The organism is Enterobacter cloacae complex sp. 2015409 (assembly GCF_041365315.1).
Classification (GTDB): Bacteria; Pseudomonadota; Gammaproteobacteria; order Enterobacterales; family Enterobacteriaceae; genus Enterobacter; species Enterobacter pseudoroggenkampii.
In genome coordinates this window covers 663,934-688,580 of the sequence record NZ_JBFTVM010000001.1, presented here as the reverse complement: position 1 = coordinate 688,580, position 24,647 = coordinate 663,934, and the positions used below count along the sequence as shown (strand labels likewise).

Here is a 24,647-nt window from a genome sequence, read left to right as displayed (position 1 = left end):
CTCATTAGAGAGTCGCTGCAACCTCATCAGAGATTTCACCGTTGTGGTACACTTCCTGCACGTCGTCGCAGTCTTCGAGCATGTCGATCAGACGCAGCAGTTTTGGTGCGGTTTCCGCATCCATGTCCGCTTTGGTGGACGGGATCATGGACACTTCAGCGTTGTCCGCTTTCAGGCCAGCCGCTTCCAGCGCGTCGCGCACGGCACCCATCTCTTCCCATGCGGTGTAAACGTCGATAGCACCGTCATCGAAGGTCACCACGTCTTCTGCACCGGCTTCGAGCGCCGCTTCCATGATCGCATCTTCATCGCCTTTCTCGAAGGAGATGACGCCTTTTTTGCTGAACAGGTAAGCAACGGAACCGTCAGTGCCCAGGTTGCCACCGGTTTTGGTGAACGCGTGGCGCACTTCCGCAACGGTACGGTTACGGTTGTCGGACAGGCACTCAACCATCACCGCCGTACCGCCAGGGCCGTAACCTTCATAGATGATGGTTTCCATGTTCGCGTCTTCATCGCCGCCCACACCACGTGCGATAGCACGGTTCAGGGTGTCACGCGTCATGTTGTTGGACAGCGCTTTATCAACCGCCGCGCGCAGACGCGGGTTAGAAGCCGGGTCACCGCCGCCCAGACGCGCTGCCGTCACCAGCTCGCGAATGATTTTGGTAAAGATCTTACCGCGCTTGGCATCCTGTGCCGCTTTGCGGTGTTTGGTGTTGGCCCACTTACTATGACCTGCCATAAAAATATCCTCAAAGAGCGCGCCTTTTCAGGCAGCGTTAATTACAAATTCTTCAATCGCCTGCCGGTTGCTCCACGACTTGGTCAGTGCGGCGGCCTCCGCCGCATTCACCCAGCGGTAGGTCAGGTGTTCGGTAAACACGATCTCCCGTTCATGGGGGAGCGCGAGACAGAACCACGACTCCGTGTTGCGCCTGGTACCCGGCGCGTAGCGATGACGTAAATGGCTAAAAATTTCAAACTCCACCGTGCGCTGACAGTCCTTCAGGGTCAGTTGCTCGCGGGCAACGTCAATGGCGACCTCTTCCTTTACTTCACGCGCGGCGGCCTGCGGCGCGGTTTCTCCCTCTTCCAGACTGCCGGTTACCGACTGCCAGAAATCAGGGTCATCGCGCCGCTGCAACATCAGCACCCGCTTCGTGTCTTCTGCATAAATGACCACCAGAACCGAAACGGGAAGCTTATATTCCATATCAGTTTTTCTCTTCCTTCTTCACCACTTCAATGCCCAGCTCAGCCAGAGAGGCTGGGTTAGCAAAGCTTGGCGCTTCGGTCATCAGACACGCTGCGGCAGTGGTTTTCGGGAAGGCAATAACATCACGAATGTTATCGGTGCCGGTCAGCAGCATGGTCAGTCGGTCAAGACCGAAGGCCAGACCTGCGTGCGGAGGCGTACCGTATTTCAGCGCGTCCAGCAGGAAGCCAAACTTCTCGCGCTGCTCCTGCTCGTTGATGCCCAGGATGCCGAACACGGTCTGCTGCATTTCACCGCTGTGAATACGCACGGAACCACCGCCCACTTCGTAGCCATTGATAACCATGTCATAAGCGTTCGCGACCGCGTCTTCCGGCGCCGCTTTCAGCTCTGCTGCCGTCATGTCTTTTGGCGAGGTGAACGGGTGGTGCATCGCCGTCAGGCCGCCTTCACCGTCGTCTTCAAACATTGGGAAGTCGATAACCCACAGCGGCGCCCATTTGTTTTCGTCGGTCAGGCTCAGGTCTTTGCCGAGCTTCAGACGCAGCGCGCCCATCGCATCCGCCACGACTTTCTTATTGTCTGCGCCGAAGAAGATCATGTCGCCGTCCTGCGCGCCGGTGCGCTCAAGGATCGCTTCCACGATGTCCGCGTTCAGGAACTTCGCTACCGGGCTGGTGATACCTTCCAGACCTTTCGCACGCTCGGTCACTTTAATATAGGCCAGACCTTTCGCGCCGTAGATCTTGATGAAGTTGCCGTAGTCGTCGATCTGCTTGCGGCTCAGAGCTGCACCACCCGGCACGCGCAGGGCCGCCACGCGGCCTTTAGGATCGTTAGCCGGGCCAGCGAAGACGGCAAACTCAACGCCTTTCACCAGGTCTGCAACGTCCACCAGCTCCATCGGGTTACGCAGGTCAGGTTTGTCGGAGCCGTAGCGACGCTCGGCTTCAGCGAAGGTCATAATTGGGAAATCGCCCAGTTCAACGCCTTTTACGTCGTTCCACAGGCTACGCACCAGGGCTTCCATCACTTCACGCACCTGCTCGGCGGTCATGAAGGAGGTTTCCACGTCGATCTGGGTAAATTCTGGCTGGCGGTCAGCGCGCAGGTCTTCGTCGCGGAAGCATTTAACGATCTGATAGTAGCGATCGAAGCCGGACATCATCAGCAGCTGTTTGAACAGCTGCGGAGACTGCGGCAGCGCGTAGAATTTACCTTTATGAACGCGGGATGGGACCAGGTAGTCGCGCGCGCCTTCCGGCGTGGCTTTGGTCAGCATCGGGGTTTCGATATCGAGGAAACCGTGATCATCCATAAAGCGACGCACCAGGCTGGTGATTTTCGCACGGGTTTTCAGGCGCTGAGCCATTTCCGGGCGACGCAGATCCAGGTAGCGGTATTTCAGACGCGCTTCTTCAGTGTTGACGTGGTTGGAGTCCAGCGGCAGCGCTTCAGCACGGTTGATGATCGTCAGATCGGACGCCAGCACTTCGATGGCGCCCGTCGCCATGTCGGCGTTAACGTTTTTCTCGTCACGCGCACGCACGGTGCCGGTAACCTGAATGCAGAACTCATTACGCAGCTCAGAGGCCAGCTTCAACGCATCTGCGCGGTCCGGGTCGAAGAACACCTGAACGATACCTTCGCGGTCGCGCATATCGATGAAGATAAGGCTACCAAGATCACGACGACGATTGACCCAACCACACAGGGTGACCTGCTGTCCGACGTGGGACTGACGCAGCTGCCCGCAATATTCTGTACGCATGAGATATCCCTTAATTAGCCGCAGGCTAAATGTCGCCTGGTATGCAGGCTACTATGTCGCAGCTTTCTGTATGTCACAACTGGATGAAAAAAGGCGGCTATTATACTGGAAATTCCGCCGGACGATAAGAGCGAACCACGGCCAGGCGGTCGTTTGCTGCACTCTTATTGCGCATTCTCACAAAAATTAACAAAATTATGCGGCCAATAACAGGCCATCACGTCGTATGGTGTCTGGAAGTGATTAATTTAACGGGAGTAACGATGTTAACCCTTGATGCCAGAAAAACCGCGCTTGTAGTGATTGATTTACAGGAAGGCATTTTGCCCTTTGCCGGTGGCCCGCATACCGCAGACGATGTGGTCAGCCGCGCCGCTCGCCTGGCGGAGAAATGCCGTGCCAGCGGTGCGCAGGTGGTCATGGTGCGCGTCGGCTGGTCCGCGGATTACGCCGAAGCGTTAAAACAGCCCGTTGATGCGCAGGCACCCGCGCGAGCCCTGCCGGAAAACTGGTGGACGTACCCGGTCTCACTCGGCAAACGCGACAGCGATATTGAAGTGACCAAACGCCAGTGGGGTGCCTTCTACGGTACCGATCTCGAGCTGCAGCTCCGCCGTCGCGGCATTGACACCCTCATCCTGTGCGGCATTTCCACCAATATCGGCGTGGAGTCAACCGCCCGCAACGCCTGGGAACTGGGCTTTAATCTGGTGATCGCCGAAGATGCCTGCAGCGCGGCCTCCGCGGAACAGCATCATGGCAGCATGACGCACATCTTCCCGCGCATCGGTCGCGTGCGCAGCACGGATGAGATCCTTCGCGCACTATGATGTATGTGGGCCTGCCCCAGTGGTCGCACCCGAAATGGGTGCGCCTTGGCATCACCAGCCTTGAAGAGTATGCCCGACACTTCAACTGTGTCGAGGGCAACACCACCCTGTATGCGCTCCCCAAAGCTGAGATTGTCGCACGCTGGCGGGAGCAAACAACCGACGATTTCCGTTTCTGTTTTAAGTTTCCGGCGACCATTTCTCACCAGGCCGCACTGCGAAACTGCGGTGAGTTGACCGACGAATTCTTTGCCCGGATGGCGCCTCTGGCAAACCGCATCGGCCAGTACTGGCTGCAGCTTCCCGCAGTCTTTGGCCCGCGCGACCTGCCCGCACTGTGGACGTTTCTGGACGCCCTGCCCCGGGAGTTTACCTATGGGGTGGAGGTCCGACACCAGGACTTCTTTGCGAAGGGCGAAGCAGAAAAAGCGCTCAACCGCGGCCTTCTTGAGCGTTCCGTCAACCGGGTGATCCTCGACAGCCGTCCGGTGCACAGCGCGATACCGCACAGTGAGGCCATCATTGAGGCGCAGCGTAAAAAACCGAAAGTGCCGGTCCACGCCATCGTGACTGCGCAGAACCCGATGGTCAGGTTTATCGGCAGCGATAACATGCAGCAAAACCAGGCGATGTTCGCCGTCTGGCTGGAAAAACTGGCCTCGTGGGAACACACCACCACGCCGTATCTCTTTTTGCACACGCCGGATATTGCCCAGGCCCCCGAACTGGTCGATGCTCTGTGGCAGGCCTTGCAGACTGCGGTGCCGTCCGTGGGCAGCGCCCCTTCCATCCCACAACAATCTTCTCTTTTCTGATATCACCCCCTATCATAGTGAAGTGCCATCTGCCAAAAACAGGGAGTTTGTATGGTCAGCGCGCTGTATGCGGTGTTAGGTGCATTACTGCTGATTAAGTTTTCATTTGATGTTGTGCGCCTCAGAACGCTGTACCGTGTCTCTTACGGTGACGGCGGATTTTCAGAGCTACAAAGCGCTATTCGCATTCATGGCAACGCGGTCGAATACATTCCCGCAGCCTTAATCCTGCTGCTTTTTATGGAGATGAATGGCGCAGAAACCTGGATGGTGCATATCTGTGGCCTGCTTCTTATTGCTGGCCGCCTGATGCATTATTACGGCTTTCACCACCGCTTAATCCGCTGGCGTCGCTCCGGCATGAGTGCGACCTGGTGTTCGCTTTTGCTGATGGTGCTGGCTAACCTGTGGTATATGCCGTGGGAGTTGGTTTTCTCCCTCCATTAGCGCACAATACGCCACTTTATTTTTCCCGGATTTTTACGTTATGTCAGATCGCGACACGCTTTTTTCCGCGCCTATCGCCAGCCTGGGCGACTGGACCTTCGATGAACGGGTAGCTGAAGTCTTCCCGGATATGATCCAGCGCTCTGTTCCCGGTTATTCCAATATTATCTCTATGATCGGCATGCTGGCTGAGCGCTTCGTTCAACCCGGCACGCAGGTCTATGACCTTGGCTGCTCGCTCGGCGCGGCAACGCTGTCGGTTCGTCGTAATATTCACCAGGAAGGCTGCCGAATCATTGCCGTCGATAACTCCCCGGCCATGGTTGAGCGCTGCCGTCGCCATATTGACGCGTACAAAGCCCCTGTTCCGGTGGACGTGGTGGAAGGTGATATCCGCGAGATTGAAATCAATAACGCCTCGATGGTGGTGCTGAATTTCACCCTTCAGTTCCTGGTGCCGGAAGACCGCCAGCTGCTGCTGGACAAAATTTATCAGGGGCTGAATCCCGGCGGCGCGCTGGTGCTCTCGGAGAAATTCAGCTTCGAAGATGCCGAGGTTGGCGAGCTGCTGTTCAACATGCACCACGATTTCAAACGGGCGAACGGCTACAGCGAGCTGGAGATCAGCCAGAAGCGCAGCATGCTCGAAAACGTGATGCTTACGGATTCCGTAGAAACCCACAAAGCGCGTCTGAGCAAAGCCGGGTTTGAGCACAGCGAACTGTGGTTCCAGTGCTTTAACTTTGGTTCGCTGGTGGCGCTGAAAGCGGGGAAACCGGCATGATCGAATTCAGTAACTTCTATCAGCTGATTGCCAAAAACCAGCTCTCCCACTGGCTGGAAACCTTGCCCGCGCAGATTGCCGCCTGGCAGCGCGATCAGCAGCACGGCCTGTTAAAGCAGTGGTCAAACGCGGTGGAGTTTCTGCCCGAGCTGACCCCGCATCGTCTGGATCTTCTGCACAGCGTAACCGCCGAAAGCGAAGAGCCGCTTCCGGCCGGGCAGATCAACCGCATCGAAACGCTGATGCGCAATCTGATGCCGTGGCGCAAAGGCCCGTTCTCGCTGTACGGGGTGAACATCAATACCGAATGGCGCTCGGACTGGAAATGGGATCGCGTTCTGCCGCACCTTTCCGACCTGACCGGACGTACCATTCTGGACGTGGGCTGCGGCAGCGGTTACCACATGTGGCGCATGATTGGCGCGGGCGCGCACCTGGCGGTCGGTATTGACCCGATGCAGCTGTTCCTGTGCCAGTTTGAAGCGGTACGTAAGCTGCTGGGTAACGACCAGCGCGCGCACCTGCTGCCGCTGGGCATTGAACAGCTCCCTGCCCTGAAAGCGTTTGATACCGTGTTCTCCATGGGCGTGCTGTATCACCGTCGTTCTCCGCTGGAGCACCTGTGGCAACTGAAGGATCAGTTGGTCAGCGGCGGCGAGCTGGTGCTGGAAACGCTGGTGATCGAAGGGGATGAACATGCTGTTCTGGTGCCGGGCGATCGCTACGCGCAGATGCGCAACGTTTACTTCATCCCTTCCGCGCTGGCGCTGAAGAACTGGCTGGAGAAGTGCGGGTTTGTGGATGTGCGGATTGCCGATGTCAGCGTGACCTCTCTCGAAGAGCAGCGCCGCACCGACTGGATGATTACCGAATCGCTGGAGCAGTTCCTCGACCCGGCCGACCACAGCAAAACCATTGAAGGCTATCCGGCGCCGATGCGTGCGGTGTTGATTGCGACCAAGCCGTAGCCTGTTAGCCGGGTGGCGGCTGCGCCTTACCCGGCCTACTCCCGATTTTCCAGGTCCGGTAAGCGAAGCGCCACCTGGCGCAGGAGAAAAAAAGGCCCCTGTTGAAATTGCAGGGGCCTGGTACAAGCAAGCATCATATTGGGCGACATGATGCGCGGTAAAAATCGGTACGTTGCTACACGTGATGGCGCTCAATCAGCGACTTCATTTCCGCAACCGACTCTCCCTCTACGCCGTAGCGTGAATACTCATCTGCTTCAGCATCCGTCGACATTGACAACCCTGTATTGCGATAACGCATAGGCGAAGGTATCCATTTACCCGCGGAGCTGTGCAGCTCTTCTACCCCAGCGTTTAAAAACCGTTCCAGATTGCTGGCGCGGACTCCCGCACCCGCCATTATTATTGGAACACCGGAATGTGCTTTTAGTTCCGTAATTAATTGCAGTCCTTTTTCAGCTGACGCCTGTTGACCCGATGTCAGAATGCGCGCCACGCCAAGTTCTCCAAGCGTTTCAAAGGCCTGACGCGGATCTTTACACATATCAAATGCACGATGAAAAGTGACGGCCAGCCCCTGTGCGGCGCTCATCACCTGACGCATGCGCGGGAGATCGATATTGCCGTCTTCATCCAGCAGACCGGTGACCAGCCCGGGGAACCCCAGGTCGCGCACGAGGGCGATGTCTTCAAGCATGGCACTGAACTCGCCCGCCGTGTAACAAAAATCACCGCCGCGCGGGCGAATAATCGGGTGAACGGGAATGGTGAGTGCCTGACGGGCAGACTTCAACACGCCGAAGGACGGCGTCAGCCCGCCCTCTTTGGGTGCCGCGCACAGTTCAATGCGGTCAGCCCCGTGTTTTTGTGCGGTCACAGCACACTCCACGCTGTAACAACAAATCTCCAGCAGCGCCATTTAATCCTCCTGAAATCCCACTAAACGAATCATCATGCCACGCCGTCCATTTTCAGTCGCGGCGTGAACTCACATCTCTTACGCTTCGCTGGCAACGATCTGCTCAATGGTCCACGGATGAAATTTCACCGTGACCTGTCCGTCCGTGACGGCCAGCGTCGGGTTAGGTAACCGCTCGCGCTCGCCTTTGGGAGAACTGGTCTTCACAAAAATTCCCGGCTTGCTTAAGCCGTCGTCAGAAAGCAGGGCCAGCGCGCGCGCGTTCAACGTCTCCGGTTCACCCGGCAGGACAATTTCGATATGCTCCCAGCCTTCGTGCGGATAGCGCTTCTCGCCTGGCCACGGCAGCTCAACCACGGTGAAGTGCCAGTGGGCCACGTTCACCGGTTCATGCAGTTTAAACAGGCAAATGGGGCGACCATTGATGATGTTCTCGGAGAGCAACACGCCGCACTGTTCGAAACCGCGACGCCAGCGCTCTGCGGTGGCATTCTGATGACAGCGCAAAGAGATGTGATCAGCCTCAAGCGGTGCGATATCCAGACCCAGACGGGTGGCAAGTTCTGTGAACGCCTGGGTGAAGCGCGGTAAATCTGCGGAAATATCATGCAGTTCGTCAATGGATTGCCAGTTCGCCATAATTCACTCTCTTTTCGTGTCGCAAAGCCGCTAATTTACTCTGTTGCCCTGTTTTGACCAACCGCTGAATCCGGCTTTTTATGACTGCATGTTTATGCACACCTTCACTGCCTGGATTCTGAGCAATCTTCAGGCCCCGCGATGCTGACGACAGAAGGCATTTGCAGTATACTCCCGCCCTAAATTCTTTAACTGGCGCGGGCGGTTGTAAGCCCGCATCAAAAACGTAAGGTATCCAGGTGAATATTCAGGCTCTTCTCTCCGAAAAAGTCAGTCAGGCACTGATTGCCGCAGGTGCACCTGCGGATTGCGAACCGCAGGTTCGTCAGTCAGCAAAAGTACAGTTTGGCGACTATCAGGCTAATGGCGTGATGGCAGTGGCTAAAAAACTGGGCATGCCGCCGCGACAGCTCGCTGAGCAGGTACTGACGCATCTGGATCTCACCGGCATTGCCAGCAAAACCGAAATTGCCGGCCCGGGCTTTATCAATATCTTCCTGGAACCTGCGTTCCTGGCCCGCCACGTTGACGCGGCGCTGAAATCCGATCGTCTGGGTGTGTCCCAGCCGGAAGCGCAGACCGTCGTGATCGACTATTCTGCGCCGAACGTGGCGAAAGAGATGCACGTTGGCCACCTGCGCTCCACCATCATCGGTGATGCCGCAGTGCGCACGCTCGAGTTCCTCGGTCACAAGGTGATCCGCGCGAACCATGTGGGCGACTGGGGTACCCAGTTCGGCATGCTGATTGCTTACCTGGAAAAACAGCAGCAGGAAAACGCGGGTGAAATGGCGCTGGCGGACCTGGAAGGGTTCTATCGCGAAGCCAAAAAACACTACGACGAAGACGAAGCCTTTGCCGAGCGCGCGCGCAGCTACGTGGTAAAACTGCAGGGCGGCGATCAATACTTCCTCGAGATGTGGCGCAAGCTGGTTGACATCACCATGTCTCAGAACCAGCTTACCTATAACCGCCTGAACGTCACCCTGACCCGTGACGACGTGATGGGTGAAAGCCTGTATAACCCAATGCTGCCCGGCATTGTGGCGGACCTGAAAGCGAAAAATCTGGCGGTTGAGAGCGAAGGCGCAACGGTTGTGTTCCTTGATGAGTATAAAAACAAGGAAGGTGAACCGATGGGCGTGATCATCCAGAAAAAGGATGGCGGCTATCTCTACACCACTACCGACATCGCCTGCGCAAAATACCGTTACGAAACGCTGCATGCCGACCGCGTGCTGTACTACATCGACTCCCGTCAGCACCAGCACCTGATGCAGGCGTGGACCATCGTGCGTAAAGCCGGTTACGTGCCGGATTGCGTTCCGCTGGAACACCACATGTTCGGCATGATGCTGGGTAAAGACGGCAAGCCGTTCAAAACCCGTGCGGGCGGTACCGTGAAGCTTTCTGACCTGCTGGACGAAGCGCTGGAACGCGCCCGCCGTCTGGTGGCCGAGAAGAATCCGGACATGCCTGCTGACGAACTGGAAAAACTGGCCAACGCCGTGGGTATCGGTGCGGTGAAATATGCGGATCTCTCTAAGAACCGTACCACCGACTATATCTTCGACTGGGATAACATGCTGGCGTTTGAAGGCAACACGGCGCCATACATGCAGTACGCTTACACCCGCGTGCTGTCGGTATTCCGTAAAGCTAATATCGACGAAAGCGTGCTGGCAAATGCTGCCGTGACCATCACGGAGGATCGTGAAGCGCAGCTGGCGGCACGTCTGCTGCAGTTCGAAGAGACGCTGACGGTGGTCGCGCGTGACGGCACGCCGCACGTGATGTGTGCTTACCTGTACGATCTGGCGGGTCTGTTCTCCGGCTTCTACGAGCACTGCCCTATTCTGTCTGCGGAAAACGAATCGGTCCGCAACAGCCGCCTGAAGCTGGCGCAGCTCACGGCGAAGACCCTGAAGCTGGGTCTGGATACCCTGGGTATCGAAACCGTAGAACGTATGTAATACAAAAAACCCGGCAAGCGCCGGGTTTTATTTTTTGCAGTCCTGCTCAGCAACCGTCAACGGTAGTTCACGATGACAGAATTACTCTGCACCTTCAGCGCCGGGATCAAACGTCCCCCGCCCGGCACTTCCCAGATGAAACGCAAAGGCTCAATGGCCGGTACGCCGTTGAACGCCTGCGTCGTACCATTTTCGCCGTCGATTTCCGTGCAGCGCGTCTGAGAACAAAGACGCACCCGCAGTCCGGCTGGCGTAGGACCAATCAGCCGGTAGTTCCAGACCACAAGGCCCATCTGACCGGAAACGCCTTCAGAAGGCGAAAGCGGATTAGAGGACATGGCGACGCCCCGGTTGCTGAGGGTCACCCCCATGCTGCTTGCCTGCCAGGTCCCCTCCCCGCCAGCCTGTGCCATCAGCGGGAAGAGCAAAATCCAAAGCCATTTACGCATTATTTTCCTCCAATCGTCGCGGTCATGCGGATATGACGGTTGTCCGACAGCTCCAGATTCGAGAGTACGACCAGCTGATTCAGGCTGCGACGCAGGAAGCGCGACAGCAGCGGACGCAGCGCATGGTTCACCAGCAGCACCGGCGGCGCGCCCAGCATCTCCTGACGCGCCAGCGCCTCCTGGGTTTGCGCCAGCAGACGGTCCGCAAGGCCCGGCTCCAGCCCGCCCCCGCCCTGCAGGGCCTGAAGCAGCAGGCGTTCAAGCGGCGTATCGAGGCCAATAACCTGCACTTCTCCAGTTCCCGGGAACCACTGCTGGGTGATCGCACGCCCCAGCGCCACGCGCACCACCGCCGTCAGCTCGTGCGGATCGCTCTGGATTGGCGCATGCTCTGCCAGCGTTTCCAGAATGGTGCGCATATCGCGGATCGGTACCTTTTCTTCGAGCAGGTTTTGCAGCACCTTGTGCAGCGTGGTCAGCGTCACCACGCCCGGGACCAGATCTTCCGTCAGCTTCGGCATCTCCTGCGTGACGCGGTCCAGCAGCTGCTGCGCTTCCTGACGGCCAAACAGCTCCGCCGAGAATTGCCCAATCAGGTGATTAAGGTGGGTCGCCACCACGGTACTGGCTTCAACAACCGTATACCCCTGGATCTGCGCCTGCTCTTTCAGGGCACTTTCAATCCAGATAGCGGCCAGGCCAAAGGCCGGGTCGATGGTTTGCTCGCCCGGCAGCGTGCCTGCGGCGGTGCCGGGGTTAATCGCCAGCCAGCGGCCCGGATAGGCATCACCGCTGCCAATTTCAACGCCTTTCATCAGGATGCGATAGCGCGCGGGCGGCAGGTCCATATTGTCGCGGATGTGTACCACTGGCGGCAGGAAGCCCATATCCTGCGCGAATTTTTTACGGATGCTGCGGATACGGCCAAGCAGCTCGCCGTCCTGCTGGAAATCGACCATCGGGATCAGGCGATAGCCCACTTCCATTCCCAGGGAATCTTCCAGCTGAACGTCGTTCCAGGTCGCTTCGACGGCCTGGGTATTCTCCGGCATTTTTACCGGAACAGGTTCCGCAGCCGGTTTGGTTTCACGGCCACGCATCCACCAGGCTAGCCCCAGCAGACCTGCCGTAAACAGCAGGAAGACGAGGTTTGGCATCCCCGGCACCAGACCGAGCAACCCGAGAACCGCCGCGGCAAGCAGCATGACGCGCGGGTTACTGAACAGCTGGCCCACCATCTGCTCGCCAACGTCCTGATCGGTGCTCACGCGGGTCACGATAACACCCGCCGCCGTGGAGATAACCAGCGCCGGGATCTGCGCAACCAGACCGTCACCAATGGTCAGCAGCGTATAGCTTTCCGCCGCGTGGCCCATGTCCATCCCGTGCTGCAGTACCCCCACCAGCAGGCCGCCGACCACGTTAATCACCATGATCAGAATGCCTGCGATGGCGTCACCGCGCACAAACTTACTCGCACCGTCCATGGAGCCGTAGAAGTCCGCTTCCTGCGTCACTTCCGAACGGCGTTTTTTGGCTTCATCTTCGGCGATAAGACCGGCATTCAGGTCGGCGTCGATCGCCATCTGCTTGCCCGGCATCCCGTCCAGCACAAAACGCGCGCCCACTTCCGCGATACGCCCTGCACCTTTGGTGATAACCATAAAGTTGATGATAACGAGGATAACGAACACCACGATACCGATAGCGAAATTGCCGCCCACCAGGAAGTGGCCGAACGCTTCCACCACTTTACCCGCCGCTGCCGCCCCGGTGTGACCTTCCATCAGGATGATACGCGTGGACGCCACGTTCAGCGCCAGTCGCAGCAGGGTGGTAAACAGCAGAATGGTCGGGAACGCGGCGAATTCCAGGGTACGCTGGGTGAACATCGCCACCAGCAGCACCATAATGGACAGCGCAATATTGAAAGTGAAAAGCAGGTCGAGGATGAACGCCGGGAGCGGCAGTACCATCATCGACAGAATTAGCAGGATCAGAATCGGCCCGGCCAGGATCTGCCATTGGGTCGATTTCAGGTTGCCGGGCAGGCGCAACATTGCCACCAGATTAGCCATCAGTGTCCTTCTCGTTCATAAAATCCAGCGCGGCAGGCACCGGAAGGTTCTCAGGTTTCACAGGCCGTTGACCGCCGGCCAGACGCCAGCGCTTCAACTGCCATACCCAGGCCAGCACTTCCGCCACGGCGGCGTAGAGCTGTCCCGGGATCTGTTGTCCAATATCCGCATGGCGGTACAGGGCACGCGCCAGCGGAGGGGCTTCCAGGATCGGCACGCGGTGTTCGGTGCCAATTTCCCGGATACGCAGAGCGATCAGCCCCGCCCCTTTCGCCACCACTTTCGGCGCGCTCATTTTGTTTTCGTCATAGCGCAGCGCAACGGAATAGTGCGTCGGGTTAGTAACAATGACGTCGGCCTTCGGCACATCTTCCATCATGCGGCGACGGGCGGCGGCACGCTGCATCTGGCGGATGCGCCCTTTCACGTGCGGGTCACCTTCCATCTGCTTATATTCGTCACGAATATCCTGCCGTGACATGCGCAGTTTTTTGAAGTGGGTATAAAGCTGGAAGATCACGTCAAAACCCACCATCGGGATAATGCTGAGCACCACCAGAAGCGCGCAGAGCCCGACCAGATTCAGCGCGTTGCTCATCGCGGTGAGCGGTGATTCGCTGATAAGACGCATCATTTCCGGCCAGTGGTACCAGAGGTAAAACCCTGCGGAACTGCCCATCAGCACCGATTTGAGAACGGCTTTGAGCAGCTCAGCCCCGGTCTGCGCAGAGAACATTTTCGCAATGCCCGGCAGCGGGTTCAGTTTGGAAAATTTCGGTTGCAGCGATTTGGCACTAAAAACCAGACCGCCGAGCATCACCGGAGAGACCAGCGCGACCAGCACAACCCCGGTAATCAGGGGCAGCAGCGCAACCATGGCCCCTTTAATAAGCTGAATTATCTGGCTGAGGATCAGATTCGGATCGTTGACCATGCTGTGGTCAAAGCGTAAGCCGGTGGACAACATTCCCGCCAGTTTGCGGGCGAGCGACTCCCCACCCCACCAGATAATGCACACCCCTAAGATAAGGATCAGCAGGGAGGTCAATTCTCGGGATCGGGGGATCTGCCCTTCCTCACGCGCCTTTTCTAGTCGGTGGGGTGTGGGGGCTTCCGTTTTGTCGTCGTTCTCTTCTGCCACAGTGCATGCTCAGCCCATTACGTCACGGGTATCATGCCAGCGCAGCGGAAATCCAATGGCGGGAAAAGCCCGTTTATTCGGGCTCTTTTCGGTGATTTTGTCGCAAACCGCCTCAGGTGGCGTTAACCTCCTGAGGCGGAACGGACCATCAGAAGCCGAGGCTGTCCAACAGGTCGTCGACCTGATCCTGGCTTGCCACAACGCCCGCTTTGCTGGCGTCGAGCTGAGGACCATTGAGCAGGCTTTCATTCTCGCGTTTTGGACGGGCTGCCGGCTCCGGAATGTTCTCCAGCAGAACCATCAGCAGCTGACGTTCAATCTCCTGGATAACATCCATCATGCGCTTGATCACCTGACCGGTCAGGTCCTGGAAATCCTGCGCCATCATGATGTCCAGCAGCTGGGCGTTGGTGAAGCTGGTGTGACCCGGCACATCACCCAGGTACTGACGGGTATCCGTCACTAGCTCACGGGCATCCGCCAGCTCGATAGGGTTCTCAAACCACTCGTCCCAGCGTTTGCTCAGCGCTTTCGCCCCCTTTTCCATCGCATCCTGGTGCGGCTGTGACGCTTCAACGCTGTTCAGCGCACGTTCCGCGGCCTGAGCGGTCATCTGCACAACATAGTCCAGACGATCGCGGGCATCAGGAATGGCTTCCGCGGCTTCGGCAATCGCCTGATCCAGACCCAGCTCGCGCAGGCTGTCACGCAGCATGCGCGTCAGGCTGCCGATGCGGACGATGATATCGCTCGGCGAGTGTTCTTCAACGGGTTTCATAGCAGGTTGCAACATTTCCATCACCTCACATGCCGAGTTTCTCGAAGATCTTACCGAGCTTCTCTTCCAAGGTTGCCGCGGTGAATGGTTTCACCACATAGCCGCTTGCGCCCGCCTGTGCAGCGGCAATGATGTTCTCTTTTTTCGCTTCTGCAGTGACCATCAGAACCGGCATAGACGCCATTCCCGCATCGGCACGAATGGTTTTCAGCAGTTCCAGACCGTCCATGTTAGGCATGTTCCAGTCGGAGATAACAAAACCAAACCCGCCAGCCTGCAGTTTGTTCAGCGCATCAACGCCGTCTTCTGCTTCTTCAACGTTGTTGAAGCCCAGCTCTTTCAGCAGGTTGCGCACGATGCGACGCATGGTGGAAAAGTCATCCACAACCAAAAACTTAAGCTCTTTATCCGCCATAAAATAATACTCCTGAGTCAAATACGTATTGCCTGTCCGGCACTGATTTTCGCCAGCATCTGCTGGCTTACCTGGCTAAGATCGACCACTTCGCTCACGCCACCCATATTGATGGCCTCGCGCGGCATGCCGAACACCACACAACTTGCTTCATTCTGCGCAATCGTCCAGGCGCCAGCCTGGTGCATTGCAAGCATTCCGGCGGCACCATCGTTGCCCATCCCCGTCAGGATCACCCCTACGGCGTTGCGCCCCGCATGTTTCGCCACCGAATGAAACAGCACATCCACCGACGGACGGTGCCGGTTGACCGGCGGTCCGTCATGAATTTTGATTTGATAGTTAGCGCCGCTGCGCGCCAGCTCCATATGCTTGTCGCCCGGGGCGATATAGGCATGTCCCGGGAGCACGCGCTCGCCGTCTTCCGCCTCTTTCACACTGATCTGACACAGCTTGTTCAGGCGCTCGGCGAACGAACGGGTAAAGCCTGGCGGCATATGCTGAGTGATCAGAATACCCGGACTTGAAAGCGGCAATGGCTGGAGTACATGACGAATTGCCTCTGTTCCTCCGGTTGACGCGCCAATCACCAGCAGCTTTTCCGAGCTGAGTAAGGGACCGGCCTTCAGGGTCGCAGGCGCGGCCATCGGCGTGTGGGCGGCAAGCTTGGCCCTAGACGCGGTGCGGATCTTCTCGGCGATCATTTCGCTGTAGGCCAGCATCCCTTCGCGAATGCCGAGCTGCGGTTTGGTGACAAAATCCACCGCCCCCAGTTCTAGGGCACGCAGGGTGATTTCCGAGCCTTTTCCGGTCAGGGAAGAGACCATCACCACCGGCATGGGCCGAAGCCGCATTAATTTTTCGAGGAAATCTATGCCATCCATGCGCGGCATCTCGACATCCAGCGTTAGCACGTCGGGGTTATATTTTTTAATTAAATCCCGCGCAACCAGCGGATCGGGCGCGGTTGCCACCATCTCCATGTCGCTGTGGCTATTGATAATTTCAGTCATGATCTGACGCATCAGCGCTGAATCATCGACAGACAACACCCTGATTTTACTCATGCTTTTTCCTTACTCAGCGCATATACCGTTTGCCCACGCAGGCTAAACTCACGCGCGAGGTTGCTGAAGTTTTCCGAGTGCCCTGCAAACAGTAAACCGTCAGGCTTGAGCAACGGAACAAACCGACGCAGAATGTCCTGTTGCGTCGTTTTATCAAAATAGATCATGACGTTACGGCAAAAGATAGCGTCGAACGGCCCCGGCACGTTGTACTGCTTATCCAGCAGGTTTACGGGCGCGAATTCAACGCAGTTCGCCAGCTCCTGGCGTACGCGTACCAGACCTTCATGCGGTCCCGTACCGCGCATGAAATAACGCTGCAGCTGCTGCGGTGACAGCGTTTTCAGCTCATCCTGGCGATAAACACCGTTACGCGCCTTCTCCAGCACCTCGGTATCGATATCGCTGGCGTAGACTTTCCAGCGTCCGGGCGTCATGCCCAGGGTATCAGCCAGGGTGATCGCCAGCGAATACGGTTCTTCGCCCGTCGAGGCGGCCGCACTCCATACGCGATACTCCCCGGTGCGACGGCGGGCGTGCTCGGCCAGGACCGGGAAGTGGTGGGCTTCACGGAAAAACGCCGTCAGGTTGGTGGTTAACGAGTTAATAAAAGCCTGCCACTCCGCGCTGTTCTGGTTCGCCTCGAGCATGCTCAGATAGCGGCCAAAATCATCCAGCCCCAGCGTGCGCAAGCGCCGCACCAGACGGTTGTAGACCATGTCGCGCTTATGATCCGCTAGCACGATCCCCGCACGCTGGTAGATTAACTGACATATCCGACGAAAATGCGCGTCGGACAGCGCGAGGCGCTGTGTCATCTGCAACAATAATGACGTTTGCCCAGGGGGCATTGGTGATGTCATAGCGCCTTCTTAATTACATTCAGGATACAACTGGCACGGCCTGCGACCGCCCGACTTCTGTTACTGCTTCAACGTGCTCTTTCACATTAAACACCGCGACCAGTCCGGTCAGACGATCGGCCTGACTGGCCAGCTGATCGGTTGCCGCTGCCGCTTCCTCAACTAACGAGGCGTTCTGTTGCGTCACCTGATCCATCTGGCTGACGGCCTGTGCAACCTGCTCAATGCCGCGACGCTGTTCGTCCGACGCCGAGGCAATTTCGCCCATGATGTCGTTCACCCGCGTCACGGAGGTGACGATCTCGTGCATGGTTTTCGCCGCCGTATCCACAAGCGTTGAGCCCTGCTGAACGCGCGAGACCGACTCTTCGATCAGCACCTTAATCTCTTTCGCCGCGTTGGCGCTGCGGCTCGCCAGGTTACGCACTTCCCCTGCCACCACCGCAAATCCTCGCCCCTGCTCCCCGGCGCGCGCCGCTTCCACGGCGGCATTCAGCGCCAGAATGTTGGTCTGGAACGCGATACCGTCAATCACGCTGATGATGTCACCAATTTTCTGCGAACTGGTGGCAATCTCCTGCATGGTGCTGGCGACATGGGACGCCTGGTCTCCGCCTTTCTTCGCCGTCATCGCCGCCTGTTTTGACAGGTCAGACGCCTGACGCGCGTTATCGGCGTTCTGGCTTACCGTCGCGGTCAGTTGCTCCATGCTGGCCGCCGTCTGCGCCAGCGAAGCCGCCTGCTGCTCGGTGCGTGACGAGAGATCGTTATTGCCCGCCGCAATCTCTGAGATCCCGGTGTGCATGGCATAACTGCCCTGCCGCACGTCGCTCACCGTTTCCCGCAGCGATCCCTGCATCGCCTTCAGGCTGGCAAAGATCGCCGAAATTTCGTTCCTGCCGAACACCGCTACCGGACGCGCCAGATCGCCTTTCGCAATACTGTCGAAGTGGCTGCTGATAATCGCCAGCGGCTGGACAATCATTCTGCGCGACCAGAGCAGTGCGGCGCCGGTCAGCAGCCCTGCCAGAATCACCACCACGGCAAAGATGACGCCCGACATATGATAGCTTTGACGGCTCTGTTCACCGGCACGCTGAACAGACTGGTTAATATCCTGCTGCCACGCGTTAAAGCTGCCATCAAACGCCGCCTGCGAGGCCTGAACCGGCGCGGTCATAAAGTCCGACAGCTGGTTGTTCTCAAGCCACGTCGCCTGGTGGTCCAGATCGCTGTACCACTGTTCAAAGTTCGTCTTCATGGCGGCCTTCAGCGCTTTCTCTTTCTCGCTGTCGGCGGCCTGCGCCGTAAAAGCTTTAAACTGTGCGTCAGCCTGTTTCAGGCTGTCGCGCGCGGTCGCCATCAGCGCTTTAATGTCATCCGGCGGATAACTCAGCGCGGTTAAGGTTCCCGCCTTGTTCAGCGCAGTGCTTGCCTGCAACAGCACGGCACGCGTTTGTGCCAGTGCGGAGCGCTGCTGATTACTCGTCTCAACTTCCTGCAAATTCTGATAGCCATCGCGAAACGCCCAGAAAGACAACCCGTTACTGCCAACCTGCAACACACCGCAAAGGATCAGAATCAAAAACAGTGTGGTCGAGATACGAATACGATTTAACATCCACGCTCCCATCAAGCGGCAAGCAGCCGCGGTTTAATTGTCAGTCAAAATGTTTCCCAGTTTTCATCTTGTCCGGTCGTCGCGGTGCGCGTACGGCTTGCAGCCGATTCAGCGACTGGCGCGCGATACGTCGCCTGCGGGGTGACCGTGTTTCCAGCGAGTGAAGCGAGACGAAACGCCGAGACGGCCATCTTCAGACGGCTCGCCTGGTCTTCCAGCGCAGCGGCCGCCGCAGCGGACTCCTGCACCAGCGCGGCGTTTTGTTGTGTCACGCGATCCATTTCCGATACCGCCAGGGCAACCTGGTCGATACCACGACTCTGCTCATCAGACGCAGAGGCGATTTCACCCATGATGTCCGTCACGCGGGTGACGGCATTCACGATGTCATTCATGGTCTCCCCGGCGCTTTCCACCAGCACGGAGCCGGTATCCACGCGGGAGACGGAATCTTCGATCAGCGACTTGATCTCTTTTGCCGCATTGGCGCTGCGGCTGGCCAGATTGCGCACTTCCCCGGCCACCACGGCAAACCCGCGTCCCTGTTCGCCCGCACGCGCCGCTTCCACGGCGGCGTTAAGCGCCAGAATGTTGGTCTGGAAGGCAATACCGTCAATGACGCTGATGATGTCGGCGATTTTCTTCGAGCTGTCGGCGATTTCGTGCATAGTTTTCACCACGCCATCCACCACGCGACCGCCTCGCTGCGCCGTCTCGGAGGCGCTTTCTGCCAGCTGAGACGCCTGACGGGCGTTATCGGCGTTCTGCTTCACGGTCGCGGTAAGCTGCTCCATGCTGGCGGCCGTCTCTTCCAGGGCGGAAGCCTGCTGCTCGGTACGAGATGAGAGATCGTTGTTCCCCATCGCAATTTCGCTGGTGCCGGTATAAATAGCTTCTGACCCGTTGCGCACGTTGGCGACGGTGTCGATTAACGAACGCTGCATGTGGTCAACGCTGTTTGCCAGCTCGGTGATCTCATTACGCCCGGAAACGGTGAGCGTTTTGGTCAGATCGCCGCCGGCAATTTCACGAATGTGGGCAATGACGCGGCCAAGAGGGTTCAGCAGGATATGGCGAATGCCGTACCATACTGCGACCAGCACAATGACCAGCGCCAGCGCCATCACGGCCATCTGCCATTTCGCAAAACGATAGTCATTCTGGCTTGCGGTAAAGGCTGTGTGATAGAGATCGCCACTGACCTTCGCGTACTCCCCCAGCGCCGCGCCGAGGGCGTTTTGCATCCCCTGCGTAGGCTGTGCGAAATAGGCGTCCATATTGCCGCTCTCCAGGAACTGAATCAGTTCCGTCAGACCGGCATGGTAGGCGCTGTATTTTTCATCGATATTCTGGCTCACCTGCTCCATCGCAGGCTGCGGGGTGATCTTTTTGAAGGCGTCGTAGTGTTTAGCGGCGTCAGCAAGGGTGGCACGGGCATTTTTCAACAGATCGGTTTTCGCGCTGCTCTGCTGATTGTTGGGATCCATCATCATGCGCGCGGACGAGCGGCTCAGGTTGATACGCGTTTGCAGCATCAGATCCCACGTTGACGTGAGTTCACTTTGCTGCAGACGGAGATCGTTCGAGGCCGCGAAGCTGTCCTGGTTCTGTTTTAATGACGAGAAAAAAAGCCCGCCGGAGATAAGCTGAAGAAGTGCGAAAATGACCAGCACCATCATAAGCATTGTGACAACGCGGATACGGTTCAACATACAACACCTTCTCATAGATTTATTAACGGTGTTATCGGCACTACCCACAGGAACTTTACATTTGAGAAAGGGAAAAGCGCGGGGCTAAAACGCCACGTCAACAATCAGCGTATCGGTGTAGGTTCCGGCGGGTGGCGTGGTCTGATTGGTCAGGACTTTCGCGGTGTAATTGTAGGTGCGCAGCAAGCCGTCGGTGCTGACCTGTGACGATACCGCGCTGGACCAGCGCTCGCTGCCGCCCCAGCGGTTACTGGTGGCTTCTTTATAGATGTCATAGCTCATGGCGTTGCTGCCGCTCACCATACGCCGCACGTTGTTCAGCGCGTTAGCCCCGTTGTTAATGCCGATGGTATACGTACTTCCTTTGGTACAGGTGACGGCAATCGCCTGCGAAACGGTAGGGAAACTTTGTACCAGCGGTGCGCTGTTGAAGTTCACGTCCGGCGTGGTCATGGCGCTGCAATCGTTGGTAACAGTCATGTTCAGTAGAATGGTGGTCGTCGCGGTGCCCGCCTGATTGATTGTGCAAATGCCGAGCGCGCCCACGGAGCACACGCTGTAGTTAACGCTGAAGGTTAACTGCACCTGATATGGCCCGGCAGTGACGTTTTGTCCGGCGACGGTGCGAAAATAGAGCGGAATGTTGTACTGCTTTGACCCCAGCAGCCCCAGCAAGGTATTTCCACTCCAGGTATATGATTTACTTATCTGTACCTCGCTGCTGCTCGCGCAGCCCGAGAGTCCGCACAGCCGGGTGGGGATCACGTCCGTGATGGTCGCATCATCTGTCCGTTTCATGGTGGCCCGGCTGCTGCCCGAAACCGATGCCGCGGTGTAGGTCAGCGTCACCGAGTCGTTGGTCAGCAGATTCAGTATGGCATCACAGGACACCACCAGCGTGCCGGTGGTTTCCACCTCGCCTGTTCCGCTGAGCGCGAAGGAGGTAACGCTGCCAAATGAGGCATTGACCGTACTGACGGTACACGCCGCCCAGCCGCCGCCGGAGAACAGCAGCAGAATCAACAGCAGCAGGCGCGTCATGGCGCCTCCCGACAAATCAGCGGCCCGTAGGTTTTCAGCTTGTGTTCCGGATTGGCCCCCACGGTCAGGGTAGCCGTGCAGCGTTTTCCGTCAGGCGCTATCACCTCCAGCGGGTTCACATCACTAAGATTTTCCAGCCAGGCGATGCCGTCATACCCCACCACCGCATTGCTGCGCGAGACCCGTCGGACCTGGCTTCCCACCGGCAGCGCCTGCCCGTGCGCATCATGCAGAATAACGCTTGCCACCCGCTCCTGCTCCATAGGGAAATCAACCAGATAGCCGCTGTGTCGGCGGATCGCGATCCGTCGCTCGGTCTCTTTCAGACGGGTATCCGCCGGCAGATTCAGGGTATCGATCCGGTAGCTTGCGGGGTAATACGCCGACACCCCGCTCACCAGCAGGTAGCCGTTGTTATTGGTTTTACCGACGGGCTGGTTCTCGTAGCTGACGGGCACATCCGGATGACCGTCGGTACTGATGACCACAAACGCATCGTTGATTTTATTCGCTGCAAACAGTTCGCCGTCCATCAGGACAATTGCGCCCATCGCCTCGCCCCACCAGGTCATGGTATCCCTTTCGCCATAACCGCCGCCCTGCAGCTCTATATTGTTATTGCGCCAGCCCAGCGTCCCCTGTTGATAATCACTGGATCTTGACTGGTTGGCCCAGGCCATGTTCCAGCTAAACCCACCGTCAGAAGGCATGGAATGGTTATAGTTGATGCGCTGGGTACTGCCTGCATCCGGGGTATTTTCAACGGTGACGGCAGCGCTGTCGCGTGCACCCAGGGGCACCTGCAGCGACAGCGCGACCGTCCAGTCTCCCCGCTGCTGATCCCGGCTGCCGGCCAGGTAAATACTGCTCGCCCCCCACAGATTGCGGCTCCAGGAGAGATTGAGCAGTTCGGTTTTTTGGCTGTCGAAACTCTCCACGCCGATCCAGGCCGCACCGATGTTGCCGTACTGTCCCAGATTGAAGGTCAGAGAATACTGGTCCGTATTACGGCTGAAGCTGGCGATGGGTTTATCGTTTTCATCATATACCGTCGGCTGGTCATAGAGGGCCAGATTGCCAAAACCGCGACCGCGACGCGTGTGCTGGGTGGCGACGCTAAACGCGCTGGTGCTGTACTGGTAACCCCAGTTGATTTGCCCGCCCGCATCACCGCGCATGCGGCTTTGCGAGTAAGAGGTATTCACCACGCCAAACTGGCCGAGTTTCATCACGGTCCCCGCCCCACCCAGCGCCAGCTCCTGCGCCCCTTCCGCGTGGCCTTCCAGCGTTAGCCAGTCTGTTAGACCGTAGCGATACGAGCCGCTGCCCGCCGCGGAACCGTAGTCAAAATTCTTGATGCCGTAGTTACGCCTCAGGCTGCCCAGGGTCACGGCACCGTCGCTGAGCCCTTGTTTAAGCAGGTCGCTGGTGACGTAAAACGGTAGCGTGGTGCTCACCTGGCGCCCCAGCGCATCCGTCGTGACCAGCACCGCATCCCCGGCGCCGTTGATATAGGGCAGATTAGTCAGGGTGAAGGGGCCCGGCTGAAGCTGGGTTGAGCCGGAACGATAGCCATTGATAAAGAGATCGACCGAGGTGGGTACCGCGGCTTCCCCCGCGAACTCGGGCAGCGGCCACGTCACCAAGTCAGGGCGCAGGGAGAAATCCCGCCCGACGCTTATCCCCCCCATCCGCACGCTGGAGCTCCAGCTCAGGGCATCGCTAATCACATCCCCGACGCTCCAGCTCATCGCGTCATCTTCGTTAGTGAACAGCAGGGTCGTGTCATAGCGAACATACCCTTCCTGCTGGCCGTCGTTACCGCTGAAATTTTCGCGCGCGTAGCCGGTGGAGGAAAAGGAGCCGTTCTCGTTGAAATAGCGGAACTCATGCCAGAGCGACGCCTGACCGCCGATATGCTCCGTGCGGTTGGTGTAGAGATCGTAATTGAGCAGCGCCCCGCGCCCGTAGTGCGGTTTGGCCTGCGTCGCTTGCGCGCTGAACGGCGTCACCCGGGCCGTCACCCAGTCGCGGGGAACGGTCAGCAGCAGGCGCTGCGCGGCGCTGTCGTACTCCACCCGAACCAGGGCAAGCGAGGAGAGATTCACCTCTCCGGTGGGAACATGCGCCGGGGGCAGCCCCGCGCGCAGCAAATCGGCGCTGGAGATAAAGAAAGCGCCTTTACGCTGCGTCACGGGCACGACCAGACCGGTATCGTAGTGGTTGACCACGAGAGCAAGCTGGAAAACCGCTTCATCATGTATCGCCTGTGCCTGGGGCGGCGGCGGTAAACTGTCGTCACCGGGCTCGGCCCAGGTTGCGGAACTGACGCAGAGCAATATCATCATCGCCGGCTTCAGTTGACGGGCGTCGACTGCCATTGTGCGTCCCTGGCATTAATCTGCGCGCTCATCCGCTCTGGCTGACGAACGCCAGCGGGTACCGGCCAGCTGCGGGTGCTGCCCGGAAGGACGTAACCCAGTAATCCCTCCGCAACCGTGCGTATCTGCCCTCCCTGCTCCAGCGCCACCTGGCTTAGCCTGACATGGACATCCCCGCGATTTCGAACCTCCAGCGCAGGCTGTCCACCCGCCTGCGTCACCCGCCAGCTCAGGTTTCGGGTCTCCACCAGCGCATGGTGCGCGCCCTCTTTTATCGTCGGCATCCCCTGTCCATACACAAACAGAGGAATGGAGTATCGCATCTGCAATTTGAGGCCAATGGAGGGTTCGGCTTTGGCATCAGGCTGGGGGATTTCATCGACAATAATGCGGTAGGCCTGTTCGACGCCTGCGGGGACTGAAGTCTGTTTGATGAGGCGAATAAGCTGCTTGCTGCCCGTGCCAATCGTGACGATCGGCGGGCTGGCGACCACGTCCTGCTGCGCGGTATAACGCTCGTGTCCGTCCTCCTGCTTCCAGCGCACGATGCGGACCTGCATCGTCGTGGCGCTGTTTCCCTGGTTCTGGATCCACAGTTCCGTGGCATTGGCGTCCGCAGCAAGCCACGGATCGATCGGCCAGAGCAGAATGGTGGCTGCCGCCTGCGCCTGACCGGTTGCCACAGCCATTCCCAACGCGCCCGCCAGACAAACAGGTCTGAAAATTGGCTTCATCA

General features: G+C 58.1%; 23 protein-coding genes. 6 read left to right on the top strand and 17 right to left on the bottom strand.

Features of this window, described 5'->3' with window-relative positions; translation table 11 throughout:
* Nucleotides 1-4: 4 nt before the first annotated feature.
* Genes ACDO57_RS03175 through aspS form a run of 3 tightly spaced genes read right to left on the bottom strand, consistent with a single transcriptional unit; the run spans nucleotide 5 to nucleotide 2,990 of the window.
* Nucleotides 5-745 carry a YebC/PmpR family DNA-binding transcriptional regulator gene (locus tag ACDO57_RS03175; protein WP_008500447.1) on the bottom strand — a complete coding sequence of 247 codons (741 nt, stop codon included), beginning with the start codon at nucleotides 743-745 and terminating at the stop codon, nucleotides 5-7.
* A gap of 27 nt (nucleotides 746-772) precedes the next feature.
* Nucleotides 773-1,216 carry a dihydroneopterin triphosphate diphosphatase gene (gene nudB / locus ACDO57_RS03170; RefSeq protein ID WP_048992232.1) on the bottom strand — a complete coding sequence of 148 codons (444 nt, stop codon included), beginning with the start codon at nucleotides 1,214-1,216 and terminating at the stop codon, nucleotides 773-775.
* A 1-nt stretch (nucleotide 1,217) separates the two neighbouring features.
* Entirely contained in the window at nucleotides 1,218-2,990 is a 1,773-nt protein-coding gene (gene aspS / locus ACDO57_RS03165) for an aspartate--tRNA ligase (protein WP_048992234.1), read from the bottom strand.
* A 263-nt stretch (nucleotides 2,991-3,253) separates the two neighbouring features.
* Between aspS and ACDO57_RS03160 the strand changes: the two genes are divergently transcribed.
* The 5 genes from ACDO57_RS03160 to cmoB are packed head-to-tail and all read left to right on the top strand — an operon-like array spanning nucleotide 3,254 to nucleotide 6,834.
* Nucleotides 3,254-3,820, top strand: coding sequence for a hydrolase (locus tag ACDO57_RS03160; protein ID WP_370883514.1), 567 nt, complete (start codon nucleotides 3,254-3,256; stop codon nucleotides 3,818-3,820).
* Nucleotides 3,817-4,635 carry a DUF72 domain-containing protein gene (locus ACDO57_RS03155; RefSeq protein WP_370883513.1) on the top strand — a complete coding sequence of 273 codons (819 nt, stop codon included), beginning with the start codon at nucleotides 3,817-3,819 and terminating at the stop codon, nucleotides 4,633-4,635. Before ACDO57_RS03160 ends, ACDO57_RS03155 begins: the two co-directional genes overlap by 4 nt.
* A gap of 51 nt (nucleotides 4,636-4,686) precedes the next feature.
* A complete protein-coding gene (locus ACDO57_RS03150) occupies nucleotides 4,687-5,082 on the top strand; it encodes an MAPEG family protein (RefSeq protein WP_021240443.1) in 396 nt (131 codons plus the stop codon).
* Nucleotides 5,083-5,122: 40 nt separating this feature from the next.
* Nucleotides 5,123-5,866, top strand: a complete 744-nt coding sequence (gene cmoA, locus ACDO57_RS03145) for a carboxy-S-adenosyl-L-methionine synthase CmoA (protein ID WP_048992239.1) — start codon at nucleotides 5,123-5,125, stop codon at nucleotides 5,864-5,866.
* Nucleotides 5,863-6,834 (top strand): tRNA 5-methoxyuridine(34)/uridine 5-oxyacetic acid(34) synthase CmoB, encoded by a 972-nt coding sequence (cmoB, locus tag ACDO57_RS03140; protein ID WP_024909685.1) that lies wholly within the window; start codon nucleotides 5,863-5,865, stop codon nucleotides 6,832-6,834. Before cmoA ends, cmoB begins: the two co-directional genes overlap by 4 nt.
* Before the next feature lie 175 nt (nucleotides 6,835-7,009).
* On the opposite strand, the gene cutC is transcribed toward cmoB, so the two are convergent.
* Nucleotides 7,010-7,753, bottom strand: a complete 744-nt coding sequence (cutC, locus tag ACDO57_RS03135) for a copper homeostasis protein CutC (RefSeq protein ID WP_370883512.1) — start codon at nucleotides 7,751-7,753, stop codon at nucleotides 7,010-7,012.
* 78 nt (nucleotides 7,754-7,831) lie between these two features.
* Nucleotides 7,832-8,392, bottom strand: coding sequence for a VOC family protein (locus ACDO57_RS03130; RefSeq protein ID WP_032647800.1), 561 nt, complete (start codon nucleotides 8,390-8,392; stop codon nucleotides 7,832-7,834).
* 239 nt (nucleotides 8,393-8,631) lie between these two features.
* Between ACDO57_RS03130 and argS the strand changes: the two genes are divergently transcribed.
* Complete coding sequence (gene argS / locus ACDO57_RS03125; protein ID WP_090419738.1) at nucleotides 8,632-10,365, top strand: arginine--tRNA ligase; 1,734 nt, start codon at nucleotides 8,632-8,634, stop codon at nucleotides 10,363-10,365.
* 56 nt (nucleotides 10,366-10,421) lie between these two features.
* Here the strand turns inward: argS and ACDO57_RS03120 are convergent, their stop codons facing one another.
* The 12 genes from ACDO57_RS03120 to ACDO57_RS03065 all read right to left on the bottom strand — a co-directional run bounded on the left by ACDO57_RS03120 (nucleotide 10,422) and on the right by ACDO57_RS03065 (nucleotide 24,645).
* A complete protein-coding gene (locus ACDO57_RS03120) occupies nucleotides 10,422-10,814 on the bottom strand; it encodes a flagellar protein FlhE (RefSeq protein ID WP_032647804.1) in 393 nt (130 codons plus the stop codon).
* Nucleotides 10,814-12,892, bottom strand: a complete 2,079-nt coding sequence (gene flhA / locus ACDO57_RS03115) for a flagellar biosynthesis protein FlhA (RefSeq protein WP_024909680.1) — start codon at nucleotides 12,890-12,892, stop codon at nucleotides 10,814-10,816. The genes ACDO57_RS03120 and flhA overlap by 1 nt, the downstream gene beginning before the upstream one ends.
* Nucleotides 12,885-14,033: a flagellar biosynthesis protein FlhB gene (flhB, locus tag ACDO57_RS03110; RefSeq protein ID WP_370883511.1), complete on the bottom strand. Its 1,149-nt coding sequence runs from the start codon at nucleotides 14,031-14,033 to the stop codon at nucleotides 12,885-12,887. The genes flhA and flhB overlap by 8 nt, the downstream gene beginning before the upstream one ends.
* Before the next feature lie 148 nt (nucleotides 14,034-14,181).
* Nucleotides 14,182-14,826 carry a protein phosphatase CheZ gene (cheZ, locus tag ACDO57_RS03105; RefSeq protein WP_023312251.1) on the bottom strand — a complete coding sequence of 215 codons (645 nt, stop codon included), beginning with the start codon at nucleotides 14,824-14,826 and terminating at the stop codon, nucleotides 14,182-14,184.
* Between the two features lie 10 nt (nucleotides 14,827-14,836).
* Nucleotides 14,837-15,226 carry a chemotaxis response regulator CheY gene (gene cheY, locus ACDO57_RS03100; protein WP_008500431.1) on the bottom strand — a complete coding sequence of 130 codons (390 nt, stop codon included), beginning with the start codon at nucleotides 15,224-15,226 and terminating at the stop codon, nucleotides 14,837-14,839.
* Nucleotides 15,227-15,243: 17 nt separating this feature from the next.
* On the bottom strand, nucleotides 15,244-16,293 hold the full coding sequence (locus ACDO57_RS03095; protein WP_008500430.1) for a chemotaxis response regulator protein-glutamate methylesterase: 1,050 nt from the start codon (nucleotides 16,291-16,293) through the stop codon (nucleotides 15,244-15,246).
* Complete coding sequence (gene cheR / locus ACDO57_RS03090) at nucleotides 16,290-17,156, bottom strand: protein-glutamate O-methyltransferase CheR (protein ID WP_023312253.1); 867 nt, start codon at nucleotides 17,154-17,156, stop codon at nucleotides 16,290-16,292. The genes ACDO57_RS03095 and cheR overlap by 4 nt, the downstream gene beginning before the upstream one ends.
* A 19-nt stretch (nucleotides 17,157-17,175) precedes the next feature.
* Complete coding sequence (gene tap / locus ACDO57_RS03085; protein ID WP_024909678.1) at nucleotides 17,176-18,777, bottom strand: methyl-accepting chemotaxis protein IV; 1,602 nt, start codon at nucleotides 18,775-18,777, stop codon at nucleotides 17,176-17,178.
* Nucleotides 18,778-18,821: 44 nt separating this feature from the next.
* Nucleotides 18,822-20,489: a methyl-accepting chemotaxis protein II gene (tar, locus tag ACDO57_RS03080; protein WP_061714863.1), complete on the bottom strand. Its 1,668-nt coding sequence runs from the start codon at nucleotides 20,487-20,489 to the stop codon at nucleotides 18,822-18,824.
* An 84-nt stretch (nucleotides 20,490-20,573) separates the two neighbouring features.
* Nucleotides 20,574-21,530 carry a spore coat protein U domain-containing protein gene (locus ACDO57_RS03075; RefSeq protein ID WP_370883510.1) on the bottom strand — a complete coding sequence of 319 codons (957 nt, stop codon included), beginning with the start codon at nucleotides 21,528-21,530 and terminating at the stop codon, nucleotides 20,574-20,576.
* Nucleotides 21,527-23,911: a fimbria/pilus outer membrane usher protein gene (locus ACDO57_RS03070; protein ID WP_370883509.1), complete on the bottom strand. Its 2,385-nt coding sequence runs from the start codon at nucleotides 23,909-23,911 to the stop codon at nucleotides 21,527-21,529. Before ACDO57_RS03070 ends, ACDO57_RS03075 begins: the two co-directional genes overlap by 4 nt.
* Nucleotides 23,887-24,645: a molecular chaperone gene (locus tag ACDO57_RS03065; RefSeq protein ID WP_370883508.1), complete on the bottom strand. Its 759-nt coding sequence runs from the start codon at nucleotides 24,643-24,645 to the stop codon at nucleotides 23,887-23,889. Before ACDO57_RS03065 ends, ACDO57_RS03070 begins: the two co-directional genes overlap by 25 nt.
* Between the last annotated feature and the right edge of the window lie 2 nt (nucleotides 24,646-24,647).

What these genes read in the sequence shown, in the direction of transcription:
- aspS (WP_048992234.1), bottom strand. Translation starts at nt 2,990, where the DNA reads ATGCGTACAGAATATTGCGGGCAGCTGCGTCAGTCCCACGTCGGACAG.
- cmoB (WP_024909685.1), top strand. Translation starts at nt 5,863, where the DNA reads ATGATCGAATTCAGTAACTTCTATCAGCTGATTGCCAAAAACCAGCTC.
- ACDO57_RS03130 (WP_032647800.1), bottom strand. Translation starts at nt 8,392, where the DNA reads ATGGCGAACTGGCAATCCATTGACGAACTGCATGATATTTCCGCAGAT.
- cheY (WP_008500431.1), bottom strand. Translation starts at nt 15,226, where the DNA reads ATGGCGGATAAAGAGCTTAAGTTTTTGGTTGTGGATGACTTTTCCACC.
- cutC (WP_370883512.1), bottom strand. Translation starts at nt 7,753, where the DNA reads ATGGCGCTGCTGGAGATTTGTTGTTACAGCGTGGAGTGTGCTGTGACC.
- ACDO57_RS03075 (WP_370883510.1), bottom strand. Translation starts at nt 21,530, where the DNA reads ATGACGCGCCTGCTGCTGTTGATTCTGCTGCTGTTCTCCGGCGGCGGC.
- cheR (WP_023312253.1), bottom strand. Translation starts at nt 17,156, where the DNA reads ATGACATCACCAATGCCCCCTGGGCAAACGTCATTATTGTTGCAGATG.
- ACDO57_RS03150 (WP_021240443.1), top strand. Translation starts at nt 4,687, where the DNA reads ATGGTCAGCGCGCTGTATGCGGTGTTAGGTGCATTACTGCTGATTAAG.
- tap (WP_024909678.1), bottom strand. Translation starts at nt 18,777, where the DNA reads ATGTTAAATCGTATTCGTATCTCGACCACACTGTTTTTGATTCTGATC.
- ACDO57_RS03095 (WP_008500430.1), bottom strand. Translation starts at nt 16,293, where the DNA reads ATGAGTAAAATCAGGGTGTTGTCTGTCGATGATTCAGCGCTGATGCGT.
- ACDO57_RS03070 (WP_370883509.1), bottom strand. Translation starts at nt 23,911, where the DNA reads ATGGCAGTCGACGCCCGTCAACTGAAGCCGGCGATGATGATATTGCTC.
- cmoA (WP_048992239.1), top strand. Translation starts at nt 5,123, where the DNA reads ATGTCAGATCGCGACACGCTTTTTTCCGCGCCTATCGCCAGCCTGGGC.
- tar (WP_061714863.1), bottom strand. Translation starts at nt 20,489, where the DNA reads ATGTTGAACCGTATCCGCGTTGTCACAATGCTTATGATGGTGCTGGTC.
- flhA (WP_024909680.1), bottom strand. Translation starts at nt 12,892, where the DNA reads ATGGCTAATCTGGTGGCAATGTTGCGCCTGCCCGGCAACCTGAAATCG.
- nudB (WP_048992232.1), bottom strand. Translation starts at nt 1,216, where the DNA reads ATGGAATATAAGCTTCCCGTTTCGGTTCTGGTGGTCATTTATGCAGAA.
- ACDO57_RS03175 (WP_008500447.1), bottom strand. Translation starts at nt 745, where the DNA reads ATGGCAGGTCATAGTAAGTGGGCCAACACCAAACACCGCAAAGCGGCA.
- cheZ (WP_023312251.1), bottom strand. Translation starts at nt 14,826, where the DNA reads ATGTTGCAACCTGCTATGAAACCCGTTGAAGAACACTCGCCGAGCGAT.
- ACDO57_RS03065 (WP_370883508.1), bottom strand. Translation starts at nt 24,645, where the DNA reads ATGAAGCCAATTTTCAGACCTGTTTGTCTGGCGGGCGCGTTGGGAATG.
- ACDO57_RS03120 (WP_032647804.1), bottom strand. Translation starts at nt 10,814, where the DNA reads ATGCGTAAATGGCTTTGGATTTTGCTCTTCCCGCTGATGGCACAGGCT.
- ACDO57_RS03155 (WP_370883513.1), top strand. Translation starts at nt 3,817, where the DNA reads ATGATGTATGTGGGCCTGCCCCAGTGGTCGCACCCGAAATGGGTGCGC.
- ACDO57_RS03160 (WP_370883514.1), top strand. Translation starts at nt 3,254, where the DNA reads ATGTTAACCCTTGATGCCAGAAAAACCGCGCTTGTAGTGATTGATTTA.